Source organism: Variovorax sp. GW821-FHT09B05 (assembly GCF_059418265.1).
This window is the reverse complement of the sequence record NZ_JBWKPN010000020.1, coordinates 56,453-74,575: the sequence shown is the minus strand read 5'-3', so window position 1 is coordinate 74,575 and position 18,123 is coordinate 56,453. Positions and strand designations below refer to the sequence as shown.

Annotated in this window: 12 protein-coding genes; 6 read left to right on the top strand and 6 right to left on the bottom strand. The window is 62.6% G+C overall.

The genetic code is table 11. The features are described 5' to 3' along the window. Nucleotides 1-2 precede the first annotated feature (2 nt). The 4 genes from AC07RM_RS35490 (at nucleotide 3) to AC07RM_RS35475 (ending at nucleotide 11,906) form a co-directional block, all read left to right on the top strand. On the top strand, nucleotides 3-4,925 hold the full coding sequence (locus AC07RM_RS35490; RefSeq protein WP_495337473.1) for an Eco57I restriction-modification methylase domain-containing protein: 4,923 nt from the start codon (nucleotides 3-5) through the stop codon (nucleotides 4,923-4,925). A gap of 5 nt (nucleotides 4,926-4,930) precedes the next feature. Beyond that, on the top strand, nucleotides 4,931-6,916 hold the full coding sequence (locus AC07RM_RS35485; protein ID WP_495337472.1) for a hypothetical protein: 1,986 nt from the start codon (nucleotides 4,931-4,933) through the stop codon (nucleotides 6,914-6,916). Between the two features lie 72 nt (nucleotides 6,917-6,988). Beyond that, nucleotides 6,989-10,966, top strand: coding sequence for a reverse transcriptase domain-containing protein (locus AC07RM_RS35480; protein ID WP_495337471.1), 3,978 nt, complete (start codon nucleotides 6,989-6,991; stop codon nucleotides 10,964-10,966). Between the two features lie 175 nt (nucleotides 10,967-11,141). Next, a complete protein-coding gene (locus AC07RM_RS35475; protein WP_495337470.1) occupies nucleotides 11,142-11,906 on the top strand; it encodes an HNH endonuclease in 765 nt (254 codons plus the stop codon). Between the two features lie 402 nt (nucleotides 11,907-12,308). Here the strand turns inward: AC07RM_RS35475 and AC07RM_RS35470 are convergent, their stop codons facing one another. After that, nucleotides 12,309-12,710, bottom strand: coding sequence for a hypothetical protein (locus AC07RM_RS35470; RefSeq protein ID WP_495337469.1), 402 nt, complete (start codon nucleotides 12,708-12,710; stop codon nucleotides 12,309-12,311). A gap of 69 nt (nucleotides 12,711-12,779) precedes the next feature. Next, nucleotides 12,780-13,202: a hypothetical protein gene (locus tag AC07RM_RS35465; protein ID WP_256222503.1), complete on the bottom strand. Its 423-nt coding sequence runs from the start codon at nucleotides 13,200-13,202 to the stop codon at nucleotides 12,780-12,782. A 218-nt stretch (nucleotides 13,203-13,420) separates the two neighbouring features. Here AC07RM_RS35465 and AC07RM_RS35460 point away from each other — a divergent pair, with 218 nt between their 5' ends. Next, nucleotides 13,421-13,651, top strand: a complete 231-nt coding sequence (locus AC07RM_RS35460; protein WP_398493975.1) for a hypothetical protein — start codon at nucleotides 13,421-13,423, stop codon at nucleotides 13,649-13,651. Between the two features lie 94 nt (nucleotides 13,652-13,745). Here the strand turns inward: AC07RM_RS35460 and AC07RM_RS35455 are convergent, their stop codons facing one another. Next, on the bottom strand, nucleotides 13,746-13,922 hold the full coding sequence (locus AC07RM_RS35455; RefSeq protein ID WP_177239319.1) for a hypothetical protein: 177 nt from the start codon (nucleotides 13,920-13,922) through the stop codon (nucleotides 13,746-13,748). Between the two features lie 445 nt (nucleotides 13,923-14,367). Further along, the gene (locus tag AC07RM_RS35450; RefSeq protein WP_495337468.1) at nucleotides 14,368-15,105 is read right to left on the bottom strand and encodes a DUF418 domain-containing protein; all 738 of its coding nucleotides are present in this window, start codon (nucleotides 15,103-15,105) and stop codon (nucleotides 14,368-14,370) included. Between the two features lie 251 nt (nucleotides 15,106-15,356). On the opposite strand from AC07RM_RS35450, the gene AC07RM_RS35445 reads away from it, so the two are divergent. Further along, the gene (locus tag AC07RM_RS35445; RefSeq protein ID WP_495337522.1) at nucleotides 15,357-16,961 is read left to right on the top strand and encodes a phospholipase D family protein; all 1,605 of its coding nucleotides are present in this window, start codon (nucleotides 15,357-15,359) and stop codon (nucleotides 16,959-16,961) included. A gap of 7 nt (nucleotides 16,962-16,968) precedes the next feature. Here the strand turns inward: AC07RM_RS35445 and AC07RM_RS35440 are convergent, their stop codons facing one another. Together AC07RM_RS35440 and AC07RM_RS35435 are read right to left on the bottom strand one after the other, a co-directional pair. Next, complete coding sequence (locus tag AC07RM_RS35440; protein WP_093342883.1) at nucleotides 16,969-17,478, bottom strand: murein hydrolase activator EnvC family protein; 510 nt, start codon at nucleotides 17,476-17,478, stop codon at nucleotides 16,969-16,971. A gap of 152 nt (nucleotides 17,479-17,630) precedes the next feature. Further along, the gene (locus AC07RM_RS35435; protein WP_495337467.1) at nucleotides 17,631-18,122 is read right to left on the bottom strand and encodes a CreA family protein; all 492 of its coding nucleotides are present in this window, start codon (nucleotides 18,120-18,122) and stop codon (nucleotides 17,631-17,633) included. Between the last annotated feature and the right edge of the window lies 1 nt (nucleotide 18,123).

Genomic DNA, 18,123 nt, shown 5'->3' with positions numbered 1-18,123 from the left:
CCATGGCACGCAAGAAAATCACTACGCTGGCATACCGGGCCATTCGCATCGAAGGCGGGCTCATTCCTGCAGACGAACTTACCCGCCTGACCACCCTGGCCGAACCGGCCTCAACCGAGCAGACTGAGGCGCAGTACCGGATATCCAAAGGCCTCAAACTGCGCGACGAGATCGGGCGCGACTTCAAGATCGCCCTGAGCCTGTGGAACGATTTCAAGTCGCTGCGCAAACGCACCGACATAAATGCCCACGACGTAACCGTCCGGGAGTTGCTGCTGCCCTTGATGCGGGAAGTGCTGCACTTTTCAGACATCGGCCGTTGCGCGGCCATCGAGAGAAACGGTCATAGCTACGCCATTGGCCATGCCGCCGAGCGCGGCCGCGTGCCCATAGTCCTTGCCGCGCATGACCAGCCGCTAGATACAGCGGCCGATCGCTTCGGGGAAACCAACCCGGACACGGCCAAGGTTCGTCGGCGCAGCCCCTACATGCTGGCTCAAGAGGCCCTCAATGCCTCTGATGCCTCTTTGTGGGCGATTGTCACCAACGGCTTGACGCTGCGCATCCTGCGCGATAACCCTAGCTTGACCCGGCCGGCATACGTCGAAGTGGATCTGGAGGCGCTCTTCACCGAAGAGCTCCATCCCGACTTCACTGCGTTCTGGCTGCTGGCTCACGCAAGCCGATTTGGCAGTCCCTCGGGCGAGCCCACTAACTGCGTGTGGGAGCGTTGGCGGGCCACGGGGCAAGCAGCGGGCGTCACCGTGCGAACCAACCTGCGCTTTCAGGTGGCCGATGCCTTGCGCGCACTGGGCACGGGTTTCCTTTCACACCCAGCCAACGGCGTGCTGCGGGCCGCCTTGCAGCGCTTGGATGACGAGGACGGCGCCTTGGGTCGTCAAGCCTTCTTTGAGGAACTGCTGTGCCTGGTCTATCGCCTCATCTTTTTGTCGACCGTCGAGGACCGAACCGACAAGACCAGCGGGCAACGCCTCATCTTCACGCCCGACGCGCCGCCGGAAGTACAGCAACGCTACCTGTCCGGCTATTCAATGACCTGGCTGCGCGAGCGGGCTGTGCGGCGCAGCCAGCACGACCGACACGCCGACCTGTGGCAGGCGCTCAGCATCACCTTCGGCTCTTTGGCAAGAGGAGAAGCGCATCTGGGACTGCCTGCGCTTGGTGGCCTCTTTGATGCGGACCAATGCGCGTGGCTTGATGGCGCACAGTTGGAGAATCGCTGGTTACTGGCTGCCGTTTTTCAGTTGGGGTGGTTCCGTGTCGACGGCGGCCTGACCCGCGTCAACTACAGGGACATGGGCCCGGAAGAATTGGGCAGCGTTTACGAAAGTCTGCTGGAGCTGGTGCCCGACCTGCAGATGCTGTCCCAACCTGCGACGGCTCGACTGGCCTTTGTCGGCGATGACGAAAGCGAAGGCAGCACCAAAGGCAACACCCGTAAGCTGACCGGCAGCTATTACACGCCGGACAGCCTGGTTCAAGAGCTCATCAAGACGGCGCTGGAGCCTGTCATCGCGGACACGGTTCGCGCCAACCCTGAGCGTCCTGTCGAGGCGCTACTTGGTCTCACCATCTGCGACCCCGCATGCGGCAGCGGCCACTTTTTGCTGTCCGCCGCCCGGCGTTTGGCTGACGAAGTGGCTCTGCATCGTGCCGCTGCGGAGCGGGAGGGCGGTGCCCCTACACCCATGGACTACCGCCACGCGCTGCGCGACGTGGTCAGTCACTGCATCTTCGGTGTGGACAAGAACCCGATGGCCATTCAATTGGCCAAGACGGCGCTGTGGCTGGAGGCCTACTCACCTGACCGCCCCTTGAGCTTCATTGACCACCACCTGCGGGTAGGAGACGCGCTGCTCGGCGTGCTAGACCCCAAGGTGCTGGAGAACGGCATCCCAGACGAGGCATACACAGCGCTCTCGGGCGATGACAAGGCCGTGGCCAGTGCGCTGAAGAAGCAGAACAAAGCTGACCTCAAAAGTTGGAAGGCGATTGCAGCCGGTGACCTCTTCACACAGGCTGGACTGGCGTCCCGTGCCGTCACGGTGGAAGCGTTGGACGACGACACACCTGAGCATCTGGCCGCAAAGCGCAAGGCTTGGGCCGAGGCCGAGGAGGTGGCGCGAAACAGCCCGCTTGCTCGGCTGGCCGACACCTACGTGGCTGCCTTTCTTGCGCCGAAGGTGGCGGAAGCCATCGACACAGTGCCGCTATCAGGCTACCTGTGGGGAGTGCTGACCGGCCAATCAGCTAGACCGGCGCTAGATGATGCTGCGCAGACCCTGTGCCGTCAGCACGGTGTCTTCCATTGGTGGCTAATATTTCCGCAGGTAGCGTCCCAAGGGGGCTTTTCAGTGATGCTGGGCAACCCGCCCTGGGAGATGCTGCAGCTTGACCCCCAGGAGTTCTTTGCAGCGGAAGCGCCCTCGATTGCGAACGCGCAGCACATGGCCGCCAGGGAAAGGCTCATCACTGCGCTGAGAGATGAACGCCCGCACCTATATCAGAGGTACTGGGCTGCCGTGCGCGCCACTGAAGCGGTACAAGCCTTCGTGCATTCGAGCGGCCGATATCCACACTCCGGTTTCGGGCGCATCAATCTCGCGTCGCTGTTCGCCGAAACCTGCCTGCAAGCCGTGAGACTCACGTCCGGCGGGCGGGCGGGCCTGGTTCTTCCCTCTGGCATTGCGACCGACTCGTTCACCCAACACCTGTTCAATGCAATCTCCGCGGGCAATTTGGTCAGCCTGTTCGATTTCGAGAACCGAGAGGCCATCTTTGCCGGTGTCCATCGGAGTTACAAGTTTTGCTTGCTCACGATGGGAAGTTCCAACGAGGCGCAGTTCCAATTCTTCGCCGGCAACATCAGCGAATTGACTGATCTGCGGCGCCGCTTCAGGCTCACGCCAGAAGACTTCGAGCTCTTGAACCCAAACACTCGTACCTGTCCCGTTTTTCGGAGCAATGCCGACGCGGAACTCACCAAGAAGCTCTACAGGTCCGCATCCGTACTATGGCGCGAACAAGTGGTAGACGCCGAAGGAGCAGTTCTCAAGGCAGACGTAAATCCCTGGGGAATCCAGTTTCAGTTGATGTTCATGATGAACACCGACAGTGGGCTCTTTCACAATGCGCCCCGCGCAACTGATGCCGTCTCCCGCTTGCCTTTGTACGAAGGCAAGATGATTCACCAGTTCGACCACCGTTGGGCGACCTACGTGGATGCACCAGCGGAAGGCGCTGTGGAGACCGTCGATGTGACGGCAGCTCAGAAGGTCAACTCCGATTTCGCTGTGCGTCCGCGCTATTGGGTGGACGAGCGCGAGGTACTTGCGCGTATCGCGCGGGTGCCCTCGCGCGTGGCCAGGGGCTGGCTCGGTCTTCATGCTGCCGAGGCCAGTGCGCCCGTCGGATGGGCCGATGCAACGCTGGTCGATCTGCTTGCGGCATTGGCCGCCTGGGTGGCTGGCGAACTATTCGCGCGCGCCGCCGGCGTCATTACGACCAGCGATACCTTGACGCAGCAGCAGACTCTGCCGCATATCTCGTCGACAGAAGGAGCACTGCGCATCCGCTTTCCGCGCCTTCACGAGGTGCTGCAAGGTACCGGGCTAACGACAAAAAAAGCACTCACCGAGTTCCCGAAATGGGCTGCGCAAAACCGCAGTGCGTCACTGAACGAGGCCGAGTTGAAAAGCCTGGCTGAGGCGCTGCAGGCCGAACGTCTGGCGCCTGTATTGCTTGACCTACTTGACGAGTGGATGGACCGTCGCAGCCCCCGCTGGCTGATGGGTTGGAGGGACATCACGAATGCAACCAACGAGCGTACGGTGATCGCGTCGGTTGCTCCGCGCGCAGGTGTCGGAAACAACATGCCTCTGATGCTCTTCGGCCCTGATATCAACGGAGCTCTTCTCGCCTGCCTGCTTGGCAACCTTGGCGCGCTGACATTCGACTTTGTCGCACGCCACAAGGTCGGTGGCATGCATTTGAATTTCTTCATCTACAAGCAGCTTCCTGTCCTACTTCCGGAGCGCTATGGGCCGGCGGACCTCGACTTCATCGTGCCGCGCGTTCTCGAGCTCACCTACACGGCGCACGACTTGGCGACATGGGCTCAGACCCTCGCGGCCTACGACTACCGCCCAGCCGATGAACGCGGCCGCCCCTTCGCTTGGAGCACAGTCCGGCGGGCGCAGCTGCGCGCCGAATTGGATATCTACTACGCGCGCCTCTATGGCCTTACGCGCGATGAGCTGCGCTACATCCTCGACCCTGCCGACGTGATGGGCCCGGACTACCCCACCGAAACATTCCGTGTGCTAAAGAACAACGAGATGCGAGAGTTCGGCGAGTACCGTACCCGGCGCATGGTGTTGGAGGCCTGGGACAGATTGGCGCCCGCTCAGGTACCGTTGGCTGCTCCAGCCGTCACTTCCCAGCTCTCCGAACTGGGGATGATTCGCACCGAAGAAGAGGCGTTGCTTGCAGGACTCATCATTGCGTTGGTCGAGTACCGACCGGAAGGAAGCTCAGTGTCCGAGCTGCAGTTCCTCGTGGCTCGTTCTGTGAACGCGGTGCAGTACCTGGAGCCGTCGGATGCACTGCGTTTCACTGAGCTTTCCAGCGTGTTGGGCATTTCAAATGCTGCAACGCAATTGTTGAGTCGAGCCCTCCCCATCGTCCAGCGCCTGGAGTCAGTCGGTGTCCTCACTCGACAAGCTCGCGCCGGCGAGGCTGCGTTCACTCGAGGTGGGTCAGTACCGCCTGGAGATGTCCGTCAGGTTCCGGAGCATGGTGACGTCGCCCGGCTCCTCGTAGCAGCAGAGTCGCGACGTCTGGAATTTGAGCGTGCAGGAACGTCGGACAGCGAACAGACGTCGAGGTCTAGAGGAACAAGGTGACACGTATGACGAAGCAGTGGCTTGAAGGTTACAAACCGGTCCGCAAACAGCCTCGGATGTGGATAGAGACGCTTTGGCTGGTGGAGTCCCGTGAGCCTTTGTCAGTGACACGGACCATAGACCTGCATCCAGGTCTGAACATCGTTTGGGCTCGGGAGTCGGCCTCAACGGAGGCGTCAGGTCTGGCCAGTGCAGGTCACGGGGTTGGGAAGACCTCGCTGTGTCTGTTAATGCGGTACGTCCTGGGCGACGATGCGCCTGCCATTTCGACATTGCGTGAGAAGGCGTCGGCGGGCTTCCCCAAAGGTGGCATTGCGGCCAAGGTGCACCTGGACGGGACGACCTGGCTGGTGTTTCGCCCCTACGGGGCGTACAGCCATTCTCTCGCAGCGCCTTGCGAGGCATTGGAGTCGCTGGTGCAAGGCGCTGTCCCCAATGAGTTCCAAGAATACCTTGCCGCACTGGAACTGTTTTCGATAGGCCGTCTCGCCGCGCAGTCGCTGCCGGGTACCAACCAACCGCTCCGGTGGCGTCACCTATTGGCTTGGTGCATCAGAGATCAACGGACGCGCTTTGACGGCTTCTATCATTGGCGAGACGGCGAGGGGCTTGGATTTCTTCGTTCCCGACGTGACCCGCCGCTGTTTGTCGGCTCGGTGCTGGGCCTCGTCGACGCGGGATTGGACCAACTGCTTCGCGATCTTGAGTCGAAACAGGCGCAGTTCGACAAGTCCAAGGAGCAAATTCCAGAATTGGAACGCGCTCCAGTCTATGCCCTTTCGCATGCGGAGCGGCAATTGCGTTCCCGTGTCCGCTCCGGTGAGGACGAGCCTGTGTTCGAAACCATGCTGAGCGAATCCATCGAATCTCGGGTTCGAGAAATTCTCGCTTTGGCAGAGACATCCGAGGCGGGGTGGGAGATCGATGTAGGCCGAGTGGAGCAACTTTTGGCTCAAGAGCAACTTCAACTGGCGCACCTTAACGACAAGGTGAAACTGGCCGAAGTTGAGATGAGCATCGCCAAGTCGCTCGTGGACGCCAATCAGGCGGACTTTGAGCGCTTGACGAAAGTGCGTGAAAAGTTGGCGTGGCTAGACGGCCGGTGTGACCATGGCGACGTTGAATTCTCTGCATGCCAGCACATTCAAGCCCGCAAGAGCTCGGTCAACATGATCTGGTTCCGAGACGGCAAGGAAGTCCAGGCCAACGCGCCCGAACGCGCCCGACATTTTGTCAAGTGCCAGGCCGACCACGTGCGCGCCGAGTCTGCGGTGACCGAACAGCGGAAGCGGATATCAACTCAACAAGCAGAGCTTCGGCGTCTGCGAGTTCGGGTTGCAACCAGCGAAAGTTCTCGTTCGCTGCTCAAGACGGCATGGGCGGAGCTTCAGCTTCTGCACACACAAAAAGAGCAGAGCATCGAGTCTGCAGAATTGGTCAGCGCGCGTGGGCTTCTGGCACGGCTGGAAGCTGAACTGAACAGCCTACGATCAACCTTGCACAGCCGTCGTTCACAACAGTCAGTTCGTGCCGACGCCATCAAGGCACTGACAGCACTTGTTTCGACAAGGCTTCTCGGGGCACCAGGGCATGCTCGATTCGTCCAGGACCATGAGTATCGACCTTTCGAGGTGGCAAGAGGCGGTGAGGCCTACCAGGTACTAGAAGTGCTTCTGGGCGACATCGTGTGCTTGCTTGACTCCGCGACATCCGAGGCAAGTAGTCACCCAGGCTTCTTAGTGCACGATTGCCCACGTGAGGCCGATATGAGCGATGTGCTTTACCGAGAGTTTTTTCTCGTGGCTGCCGAAGCTGCGGAGCAACTCGGTAGTGACAATGGAGCGCCGTTCCAGTTCATCGTGACAACGACCTCGCCGCCCCCCGAGAAGGTTCGTGGTGAGTCGTATGTCGTACTCGAACTGGAGCCAGGATCCGATGAGAAGCTGTTGTTCAGGCGCGAGCTTGTGCCAGAACTGCCGGGCTTCCAGTAACTCGGAGAAGCGACGCGTATGAAGAAGATTGCTCTGACGCGATAAATCTGAACAAGAACGAGGAGGGGGCAAATGTCAGTTATTAAGGACGCGTATCTGGAGTTGGCGCCGCACGGCAGCAGCCTTGCCGATGTCGTGGTGCTTTCTCAGGCTTGGAAAAAGTCTCACGCATTCATCCGTCGCCACAACTGGTATGCCGACGTGTTAGAGCTGGATGTGTCGACGGTCGATCTCGAGGACCAGCTCTTGCGCTGGGGTGCTGATGTCAGTCAAGACAGCTTCCGCCCGCATGAATTGCTTCTGGTGCCCGCACCGAAGATTGCGAAGTGGGAGTTTAGGCCTACCCCGGTTGTGCAATCACTGGAAGACCTCCTCGACCTGGACATCGATAGTCTCGGCCCCGAGCCCACCTTCGATGACTGGGCGCCCAAGACCAAAGTGAGTGAGCCTGGCGCCGATGACGTCTCAATGAACCTGACGCAAAAGCTGCGTCCCTTGGCACATCTGTCTATCCGCGACCAGACACTGGCCACGGCCGTGATGATGTGCCTGGCGGAAGCCGTTGAGACAGCGCAGGGCGATACGTCCGTAAAGGACGTAATGACGATGCGCGAGCGGGGCGTGGTGAGCTATGGCAACCGGCTTCAGTGCAATTGGGTCGAGCAGCACAACGCGCCTTCTCGTGCCAAGTTCTCTTGGGGTAACAGTCGGACCTACCGTCAGTACTTTCAAGACTATCGTGCGTTCCTGGCAAGGCCGCGACGAGTGTGCGCCGAATTGCTGTCGCAGTTGCCGCCCAGACGCGAGCTGTTTGTGGTTTCTCTCGACATCAAATCTTTCTTCGACAGGATCGATACGGCGGCACTCTTGCCGGAACTCCGCCGGATTGAAGTGGAGTACCGGCAGGCCTTCGGGTTGCCTGACAGGACGGCGGCGGATGAGGGGTTCTGGCACCGCGCCGAGCGCATCTTTCGTTGGCAATGGCGGTCGGAAGATCACCAGCAAGCAGAGCTGATATACGGGGCTGGACAAGAAGAGCTGGAACTCGGACTGCCACAAGGGCTGGTTGCCTCCGGTTTTCTGGCGAATGCGTACCTGCTGAGATTGGACCGCCAGCTTCATCAAGCAGCAACTCAGACAACAAGCCTCGGTAGCGATGTCAAGCTCCTCGACTACTGTCGATATGTGGACGATATGCGCATGGTTGTCGAGGCCCCCAGCGGCACGGGCGGCTTGGGACAAGATGCGATCCTGAGGCTCGTGGTTGCATTTGTCACCGACGCGCTAAAAAGCCACAGCGAACTGCTGAAGGCACAGAAAGTTCTTGAACTGTCACCCGACAAGTGCGTTGTGACGCCCTACCGTTCGATTTCGGCACAGAGCAACATGTCTGCCCTCATGGACGTGCTCAACGCGGAACTCAGCGGAACCTTCGACCTGGAGTCGCTGGCGCAAGCAGCTGGCGGGCTCGATGGCCTGTTGTGGATGTCGGAGCAGATTGACGATGCTGAGGAGCCCAAGCCCTCGCGCCTGCGTTTAGCCACTGTCGCGGCCCCCAGCACGGATGTACGCGACGACACCGTCAAGCGCTTCGTGGCGACGCGTTTGGCACAGTTGATGCGACATCGCCTGGCGATGACGGATGCCACTGCACACACGTCCGCTGGCAACGTGCTCAGCGACCGTGTGACCAATGGCATGGCCCTGGCCCATGAGTTCGAATCCACGGCGCGCAAGCTCATCAAGTGCTGGGCCGAAAACCCATCACTGGCCCTCTTACTGCGCTGCGGAATGGATCTATTTCCACATCCCAGATTGTTGTCGCCGGTTGCCGAAGCGCTCAGCGTCAAGTTGTTCCATCCTCAGGTCGGCCTCAATTCAGCTCAGCTGAGGCAGGTGCGGGTCGCCGAGTACGTTCTCGCAGACCTTTTGCGCGCAGGTGCGGTCGAAACTGGCTTTCGTGCCGAGGAGGACTATCCCGAGTCCGTCGATATTGCCGGCTATAGAGAGGATTTGGGCGCACTGGCTCGTCGTGTTGTTCTTGAGCGTGCGGATTCCCCCTGGTATCTGCTGCAACAGGCGCATCTGTACCTGTCCTCCATTGGCGATGTCTCGCTGGCGGTGACGGACGAAAGCAGCTTCGCATTGGTCCAGCCTTACAGGGCGCTCAACCGCGCAATCATGTTCGAACCCGCGTATTCCGAAGCACTGATTGAGGTGCTTCCGTTGGCGCTTGTCGCCCAGCAGTTGCACCCCAATCCGAGGCGATTCGGCGTCTGGTTGGCAGAGGGCCTGCGGCTGACCAAGGACGACGCCATGCAGGCGGAGGTGGTGACGACCGTCTCGCTTCACCGACCAGACCTCATGTTGGCGGCCTTAAATGGGCGGGGTAGCAGGGCTCCGCGCTGGCGCAAGTTTGTACCACCTGCATTGATTGAGACCAGCAAGCGAACGTCCTCCCGCCGCACCGGTGGGGCGCGCCGGACTGTCCGGCCACTCCATCACGTCATGATGGACGCCGACAACGTCTTCGCGCAGGAGAACGGGGTCTTGATGCTTGCCAAGGCTCTGCTCAGCGTGGAGGGCATTGAGGCGCACCTGAGATCAGGCTTGAGCGCAATGGACATCACGCTGGCCTGCAACGACTGGACAAGGGTTCATGCATTGCCCGAGGACAAGGATTTCCTGTCGGTGCAACAGTTGGTGCGCACCGAATCGGCAAGTCCTCTGTACGGCAATCCGCCTTGGGTCGACGACGACGCGGCGTGGCTGTACGGACTGGGGCGGATTCTTCGAGCGGCACTGACCGGCGAGTTTGACTTCACGAGCCGGCGCTACCTTGTGACCGAGGAGATTGGTCACTACACCGGCCTCAGGAGTAGTTGGTTCAAGCGCAGATTTGGGTTGATGAACTCAGGGCGCGGACTGCTGGATGAGCCGGGGCCTGTGTCTCCGTGGCTGTCGGGGTTGCTTTCAACATTGCTGCGCTGGCCTGGGGTCGAGTTTCGTGCGCACCACGCAGCTACGGCGGGGGCGGCCCGAACAGCCGATGAGTTGCTTGCGGTTTTTGAGGAACGGATTGCCGTGCAGCGGGCCCTGTTCGGAACGCGAAGTAAGACACCCATGTATGTTGTGCCGACCGACGACCACGCGCCGCTTCAAGACAGGCCGCTGCGTGTCGCCATCGTTCAGCCGATGCGTCCACGCAGGGATGAGTTTGATGTCAAGGATCCGACTCACTGGACTGCCGGTGTCCTCGCTGAGCACCGGAGGCATTTGGCGGAGGTTTGCAGGCTGACTTTTCAGAAGCTTCGAACCTGGGCCTCTGCACAGAGCTCAAAGTCGGCCGGCGAAGAAGCGGATGGCCCGGTCGTTGATGTCATCTTGTTCCCAGAACTGGCCGTACACCCCGAGCATGTTTTTTTGCTTCGCCGATTGTCCGACAAGCTTGGCGCGAACATCTTCACTGGGCTTACGTTCCAGACGTCGGCCAAGCTGGGCGCACCGATCAACCAGGGGTTGTGGTTAATACGCACAGAGTCACCTGGTCATGGTCGCAGCATCCAGTACGTGTGGCAAGGCAAGCTTCATCCGATGAAGCTGGAACGAGCGATGGGAGTGAAGGGATATCGGCCACACCTGACGCTGGTCGAACTACCGGTCGGCTCGAAGACGCGAACACGGATTGCCGCTGCCATTTGCTATGACGCAACAGACCTTGACTTGGTTGCCGACCTTCGGGATCGATCCGACGTGTTCTTAGTGGCAGCACTCAATCAGGACGTCCAGACCTTTGACAACATGGTGGCGGCGCTTCATTTTCACATGTATCAGCCAGTGGTGTTGGCCAACTCCGGCGAGTTCGGAGGCTCCACTGCCCAAGCGCCGCTCCCGAAGCATGAACGCCTCATTGCACATGTTCATGGTAACAACCAAGTCGCTGTGAGCGTGTTCGAGGTTGACCCCGCGCCCTTCAAATCGACCAATCCCGCAAAGGCGCCGAAGGAGCTCAAGGCAGCGCCGGCCGGCTACAGGGGAAGACCGTCGTGATGCGTCCTTCGGCTGAACGGCCGACACACTGCCGGCGAAAGCGCGGTGGCGCCGCAGCCTGGGCGCAGATGTGTGCGCAGTGGGGCATGTCCTGCGCGGAGTTCCAGACGACGCGCCAACTGCCTTCCGCAGGCGCCGTGCGTGCAGGCAGCCAAAGTTTTAATGGAGGCGCTGCATGACCCCTCTGGACCGCCTGCGGCTGGAGAAGGCCGGCGCAGACTGCGGCTTCGAAATGACACCTCGCATGACCGATGATGGGGTGCTTGAGCTGCGATCGGCGGCATTTCCAGAGGCCATTTGTGTCTCGGTTTTGACCACTGAGGCTGTCAGCTTCAGGGTGTCGACATCATCGGGTGCTTTGTTGGACCGTGCAGTTGGTGATGCTGTCGAGGTCCATTCGTATAGTGAGCTTTACGCCATCCTGCAACGCGCGTCAGCCGTCGCCAGGACGATGCCAAACCGGGTGGCCGAGAGGTTTCGGCAAGAGAAGGCCAAGCTCCCGCAGTCGACCGAGGCAGAGCGCTTCGTTGTTCAACGTGTGGGGCAGGGCTTATTCAGGGACGCTCTGCTCGACTATTGGCAGGGGCGATGCTGCGTTTCGGGTTTGGCGTTTCCCAGCCTGCTGCGTGCTTCCCACATAAAGCCTTGGGGCAAGTGCGTGACCGATGACGAGCGACTGGACGTCTTCAATGGCCTGCTCCTGGCGCCGCATTTGGATGCCCTGTTCGATGGGGGGTGGATTTCGTTTGAAGACGACGGGACACTGTTGACCTCAGCATCACTTCCTGGGGCAGCACGACTGCAACTGGGGTTGTCGGGCGATTGGCGCTTGGATGGCCTGAAGCAAGAACACGCTGGCTATCTTGCTTTTCATCGACAACATGAATTTCAGCGAGAGAAAACTAGCATAGAAGGTCGTCCGACGTCTGACTGGCAGTAGTCACATCCGCAAGGTCGTGCCCTTGTTCGCCGTGGTGCCACCAGTGCACGCCGACGGCTGCCCCAGCCTGGCCTGCGTGCCCGTTACTGTGGGGTCATGTCCTTTGATCGCCTTTCCCCGGGACTGCCGCGATCATGTCGAACTGATGCGGCAGTCGAGGTGACCCCAACAATGATGCTTGAAAGCAACATAGAAAGATGAGCTTCGGGGAGGGGGTACAAAAGGGGGTACAAATATTTTCCAAATTGGCCAAAGATAGCATTCATGCGGGGTGTGGCCAATCTTTAGATCGGTTTCACACGACCAACAATCATCGTCAGATGGAACAACGGGTCAGAGCCACAAGCTCCGACCCGTTTTTCTTTGGTGCTTCCGAGAAGGCGTGCGTTTCGCCGAGGCGGATCAGGCGCGCGATGAGTCCGGCGCGCTCAGCTCGCCGTTCCACGAATTGAACAGGTAGCCGTCCGTCGCATGCTGCAGCGTCGCCTGGACCTCGATCAGCGTGTTGATCTCGTCCAGCGTTTCGTCGAGGTCGTCGATGTCGATCTCGAAGCGTGCATTGCACCTGCTCATGCCGGCGGCGTGCGCCGTACCTTCGGCGATTTCGATGGCCTCCGCGTTCACGTGCGGCGCGGCGGACAGCCTGATCCGAAGGGCGGGCCCGTCGTCCTCCCATTGAACGACGAGCGCCTCGCCATCGGTGGCCACATCCAGGCCTTGCTCGGTCAACAGGCGCGCGGCCTCGTTCAGATCGGGGCTGGAGGCGCTCGATGCGAAGAAGACCATGGAGACGTCGTCGGCCATAGGCGGAGGTTCCTCGAAACTGGGATGGGAGGTCATTGTGCCGGGCCGACCGAACCCATCCCTCGAGCGCTACGCGGTCGCCCGGACTTCGAAGAACGCCTCGTCCGTATCGCCCAGATCGCGGAAGCCTGCTGTCCTGGCCGTGTCGTAGGCCTTGGCCCAGCGCCGCGCGAGCACGATGTCGGCCTTCGAGAGTTCGTTCTCGCTCGATTCGCTCGCGTTCTGGAAGGCGCGCAGCGCCGGCAGCACGTCGCCGCCCAGTTGCCGCTCGAGCTCGCGCTGGAAACGCCGCTGCGCCAAGCCGATGGCTTCGTCGCTGGCGTGGGCATAGTCGGCCAGGAGCACCTCGTAAGCGGCGGGAGGCTCGGTGTCGAGTTCCGTGGAAGACAGCGCGGGCCCGGCTTTCTGCCGCGCTGGCGGTGCTTCTTCGAAGGGCTCTGGAAGGGCGCCATCGACGATGGCCGGTTGATGGAACAGCTCAACTTGGGTCATGGGAAGAATCGGCGTGGAAATACTGTTTGAATATACAGTGATTTCGCGACGAACAGGTGTCTGAACGCGATGAGCCGATCCTTGCCGCCTGAAGCCGCGCGTCCGAGCAATATCGCCGCCAACCCTTTACCGACCGTCACAACTCCGCCGGCGCCTGACATGTTCCTGAGACCTTGTCGCGAGAATAATCCCGCACTCAAGAAAAAAATGGACATCCGATGCAGCATATCGAAATCCTCAAGAAGGACGGCATCGTTGCACGCCGCCACATCCAGGACCGAGAAAATGGCGAATGGCCCGCGTGGGTGACTTTCGAGAAGGAAGGCCAGGCATCACGGCGCATCCGCCACGGCATCGGCACCTTCAGGTCCGAAGAAGAGCTTCTCTCGAACTGCGTCGCCTTTGCCCATCGCATGATCGACGAAGGAAAGACGGGCTTTCGCCTCTGAACCGCGGGGCCTCGACGCTGGGCCCTCGCACTCTCAGGCGGCGCGCACGCTCACAGCGCCGCGCCTGACGCTCACCGAGCCGCCGCCGGGCCTCTCAGAGGCTGCCGAAGCCGGTCTGGCCGATGACGACATGCTCGCGTTCGACCCGAGGCTTCGGCTGTCGTCGCGGCTTCTCCGCCCTCAGGATGGCCAGCATGGCCATGAGAGCGGCGCCGGCACCGATGCCGGCTATGAAAACGAAAGCGATAAAGAAAGGGTCGGATGCTCGCATGCGGTCCTAACGTAAGTTCGCACCCCACGGTTTACAGGGGGTTACACATATACGTTTGTACCGCAAGCCAGCAGGGACCGGAAGAGCAGAGCCCCCACCCGTGACGGGCGTGCTACAGAACCCTGGCCCGCTTGGGCGGGCCGCGGCGCGGAGGTTTCCTGCTGCTCAGGCTGGCGAGGGCCCGTTCCACGTCCCGTTGGGGCAGCAGCTGCGACTTGCCGCAGTTCTTGCAACGGTAGGGTTTCAGCCACGGAAAGAAGCGCATCCAGGCCTGCTGCGGGCTGCTGTCCAGATGCTCGATGCTGCAGGGGCAGGGCGAAAACGGGTTGGCCATGAAATTCCCGGCGCGGGCGCGGTGTTGCGTGGTCCCTGGGAGGCTCTCCGGCCATCCGCCGAGAATTGTTGCAGTGCATTGTTAAATCTCTCTTAGAGGCGCCCGCCGGCATCAGACCTGTCCTTCCCGCTTCGAGCGCATCGGTGCCATGCGCCCCTGCACCAGGCTGCGCCAGGCCCATTCCAGGGGGCCGAGCCGGTAGCGCCGCAGCCACCAGCAACTCGCGGCCGCTTGCAGCGCCAGGATCGCCATGCAGGCCACGGCGAGGCCCGCCACGCCGAACTTCGGGCACAGGCCAGGGCCGACGCCGTAGAACAGGCTCAGGCCCACCAGCATCTGCACGAGACCGTTGCTCCATGCCATGCGCCCGAGCGGTGTCAGCTTGCGGAGCCGGCGCCGCCAGGCGGCATGCTGGAACAGCAGCACGAAGGCCGCGATGCAGAAAAACCCCTGGGCCAGCGCCGTCGCCGCGTGCGGCAGGCCGGTCGTGAATCGGCCCGCTGGAACGTGCAGCGCGAGCAGCAAGCCCGTCGCGAGGCTCGCCAGCAGCAGCCGGCGCCAGAACCGCCGATGGGCCACCGACTGCCGCAGCGCGTCCGCATGACCCAAGACAAGGCCGGCCAGCAGTGCCCCCAGCACGAGGAGCGGCCACGAGACGGCGGCACCCGTGAAGTCGAGCGGCGAGAAGCCGCGCAGGCCCACGACCGGCACGCCGAACAACACGAAGCCGCGCAAGGCATCGACGAGTTCGAGCCGGCGCGGCCTGGCGGCTTCCGCGACGGCGGCAGTGCGGGCCATCGGCCAGGTCGAAGAAAGAGAAAGAGGCGGCGTGGCGAGTCCGAGGGTCATCGATGTGCGGCAGGGTCTGCGAAGCGATGGAAGGAACCCGGCATGGCGCGGCAGGCCGCCAGGTGCGAGACGCCATGGCCGTGGGCGATGCGCGTCGGCCACCGATGCTAGGCAGGCGCATTGCCTCAACATTACGCAGGCTGCGTGGGTCGTCGCCTCGTGGTAGAAACCGCCGCCCGCATCGCCTTCCGGTGCATCCATCCCCCTTGCCACACCCATCCGCTTCGTCCGCCACCTTGCCCGCAGACCGCATCGGCCGCGCAGGGCCGACGCTCGTCCTCTGGCTCACGCTCGGTTTCGCGCTGCTGCTGGGCGGTTGCGCGGGCCTGCCCACCGAGGTCGCGCGCCGGTCGTCGGTGACGATCCCGAACGGCGCCGACACCACGCTCGGCCGCCTCGTGGCGGCGACCGCGCCGCGCGGCGCGGATGAACCGCTCAGCGGCTTCCGCCTGCTGCCGATGGCGCAGTTCTCGCTGCATGCGCGCATCGAACTGATGCGCCGCGCCGAGCGCTCGATCGACGTGCAGTACTACCTGGTGCAGAACGACGAGACCGGCCGCTACCTGCTGCGCCACCTGCGCGACGCGGCCCAGCGCGGCGTGCGCGTGCGGCTGCTGGTCGACGATCTCTACACGGCCGGCGCCGACCCGCTGTTCCGGGGCCTGGCCGCGTATCCGAACGTCGAGGTGCGGATGTTCAATCCGTTCCCCGCGGGCCGCGAGCACTTCGGCATGCGCTGGACCGCGTCGCTGCTCGACTTCAACCGCGTGCACCGCCGCATGCACAACAAGCTGTTCGTGGTCGACGACACGATGGCGGTGATGGGTGGGCGCAACATCGCCAACGAGTACTTCCTGCGCGACGGCGGCTCGAACTTCATCGACATCGACACGCTGGTGGCCGGGCCCGTGGTCCACAAGCTGTCCTCGCTGTTCGACATCTACTGGAACAGCCCCTACGTCTATCCGATCGAGTCGCTGGTGTCGGTGGACGGCGCATCGCCGCAGGCACTGCGCTCGCGCTTCGATGAACTTACGAGCGGGCCGGGCACGCCCGAGCCCGAACAGCCCTCGGCCACCGATCTGCTGGGCCACCATCCGCTGGCCGCGGACCTCGATGCGGGCCAGCTGCAACTGGCCTGGGCACGCGCCGAGGCCTACGCGGACGCGCCCGCCAAGGCGCTGGCGCCCGAGGAGAGCCGCGGCGCGCCGGCCGACGTCTCGCCCGACAGCGTGCAGTTCAATCTGCAGCGCCACCTGCGCGGCGCGCGCACCGAGATCATGCAGACCACGCCCTACCTGATCCCGGGCCGCGGCGGCATGGAAACCATCCGGCATGTGCGCGGCAACGGCGTGGGCTACATCATGGTCACCAACTCGCTGGCGGCCACCGACGAGTCGCTGGTGCACATCGGCTACCGTCGCTACCGCGCCGAGATGCTGCGCCTGGGCGTGGCGCTCTACGAGCTCAGCCCCAAGCGGGTCGAGCAGAGCCGGCGCTTCGGCATGTACGAGACCTCGAGCGGCCGGCTGCACGGCAAGTCGGCGGTGATCGACGGGCGCACGGTCTTCATCGGCTCGATGAACTTCGATCCGCGCTCGGTGCTGCACAACACCGAGATCGGGCTCTTCATCTTCAGCCCGCAGATCGCGCAGCAGCTCAACAGCCTGATCGGCTTCATCCGGCTCGACGGCGCTTACCAGCTGCAGCTCGGGCCGCGCGGTGGCATCGAATGGGTGAGTCCGGCCGCGGGCGATGGTGCCGACACCATCCTGCACACCGAGCCCGAGACGAATTTCTGGGCGCGCTGGCGGCTCGAGCTGCTCGCGCCGCTGGTGCCCGAGAGCCTGCTGTGAGGCTCGCCTACTGCTGCAGCCGGCCGCTCAGGTAGGGCTCGGGATCGACGGCCACGCCGTTCTTGCGGATCTCGAAGCGCAGCTTGACGCGGTTGGCATCGCCGCCCGATCCCATCTCGGCGATCTTCTCGCCCTGGCGCACCACCGCGCCTTCCTTCACGAGGATGGTGCTCGCGTGGGCATAGGCGGTGAGGAAGGTCTCGTTGTGCTTGACGATGACCATGTTGCCGTAGGCGGCCAGCTCGTTGCCCACGTACACCACGCGGCCGTCGGCCGAGGCCACGATCGGGTCGCCGAGGTTGCCGGCGATGTCCACGCCCTTGTTGCGCACGCCGTCGAAGCGGCCGATGGTGGTGCCGGCGGCGGGCCGGATGAACATGGCCTGGCGTTGCGGCGGGGCCGTCGTGGTGCGACCGGGCTGCTGCATGGGCGGCAGCGGCGTGGTCGTGCAGGCGGCGATGCCGGCGGCGAGCAGCGCCGCGGCGCCGATTCGGAAAACGGAAGTCTGAAGGTGCATGGCGCTCGGTTGGAACGGGGGCGTTCTGAAGGGTTCCTTCGGATCTCGGGGCCGGGTGGTCCCGGCCGGTCGATGCTAGCAAAGTCGCCGGCACGTTCCCATCGGGCCGGCAGGGACTTCCCGCGCGCGGGGGGCCGCGCGGCTTCAGGCGATCACTTCAGCGGGATCGGCGTGCCGCGGTCGATCGGCACCGCGGTGACGCTGTTCTTCGGCGAGCCGTCGATCAGCAGGTCGGAGTAGGTGAGGTAGACCAGCGTGTTGCGCCGCGCGTCGACCATGCGCACCACGCGCAGCCGCTTGAACAGCACCGACAGGCGCTCGCTGTAGACCTCTTCGCGCTTGGGCAGCGGCTGCGTCACGTTCACCGGGCCGACCTGGCGGCAGGCGATCGAGGCCTCGGCCTTGTCCTCGGCCACGCCGAAGGCGCCCGCGATGCCGCCGGTCTTGGCGCGCGACACGTAGCAGGTCACGCCGTTGACCTTGGGGTCGTCGTAGGCCTCGATCACGATCTTGTGGTCGGGGCCGATCAGCTTGAAGGCGGTGTCGACCTCGCCCACGGTCTCGGCATGGGCCGCGATGGCGGCCAGCAGGACGGTGGCGAACGCGAGCGCCGCGCCGCGTCGAAGGGAGATGGCGTGCTTCATC